Raw genomic sequence first — 998 nt, forward strand, 5'->3', positions numbered from 1 at the left:
GGTGCGGCGATTAACACCGGTGAGGTTAAGCGGGGCGAGTCGGTGGCTGTGATCGGTTGCGGCGGGGTGGGGATCGCCGCGATCGCGGGGGCGAAGCTGGCCGGGGCGACGACGATCATCGCGGTGGACATTGATGAGAACAAGATTGCGATGGCGAAGTCGCTGGGCGCGACGCACGGGGTGAACTCCCGCGCCACGGACCCGGTCGAGGCGATCCGGGCGTTGACGGGCGGGAACGGCGCCGATGTGGTGATTGAGGCGGTCGGCCGCCCGGAAACGTATAAGCAGGCGTTCTACGCCCGGGACCTGGCCGGCCGGGTGGTCCTGGTCGGGGTCCCGACCCCGGAGATGGTCCTGGAGTTGCCGTTGCTGGATGTGTTTGGCCGGGGCGGGTCGTTGAAGTCTTCCTGGTACGGGGACTGCCTGCCGTCGCGGGACTTCCCGATGCTGGTCTCGCATTACCGGCAGGGGAACCTGGACCTGGACGCGTTCGTGTCCGAACGGATCACCATCGACCAGGTCGAGGAGGCCTTCGAGAAGATGCATGACGGGAAGGTCCTGCGCTCGGTTGTTGAAATCCAGCCCGCGGGATCCTCCACGGCAACCGCCACGGCTGCCGGGGCTGCGGGGGTGTCCGCATGAGTGTCAGGATCGAGAACCTGGTCACCTCGGGCACGTTCTCGCTGGACGGCGGGACCTGGGATGTGGATAACAACGTCTGGATCGTCGGTGACGAGGAGGAGTGCGTGATCATTGATTCCCCGCACGACGCCGCCGCGATCATCAGTGCCGTGCGGGGCCGGAAGGTGAGGGCGGTCCTGCTCACGCACGCGCACAACGACCACATCGGCGCCGCCCGCGAGGTCGCCCAGGCTGTCGGGGCTCCTATCTGGCTGAACCCGGAGGACCAGGTCCTCTGGGAACAGGTCTACCCCGGCACCACCGCCGATAAGGCCATCGCGGACGGGGACGAGTTCCAGGTGGCCGGGGCGGTGCTG

Annotated in this window: 2 protein-coding genes; both read left to right on the forward strand. The window is 67.4% G+C overall.

The genetic code is table 11. The features are described 5' to 3' along the window. On the forward strand, window positions 1-642 hold a 642-nt coding region (locus ARGLB_RS18380), incomplete at its 5' end, for a zinc-binding dehydrogenase (protein WP_003805386.1). Next, the coding region (locus tag ARGLB_RS18385; protein WP_003805387.1) for an MBL fold metallo-hydrolase at window positions 639-998 on the forward strand (360 nt) is incomplete at its 3' end. The genes ARGLB_RS18380 and ARGLB_RS18385, both read left to right, overlap by 4 nt.

Source organism: Arthrobacter globiformis NBRC 12137 (assembly GCF_000238915.1).
Lineage (GTDB): Bacteria > Actinomycetota > Actinomycetes > Actinomycetales > Micrococcaceae > Arthrobacter > Arthrobacter globiformis.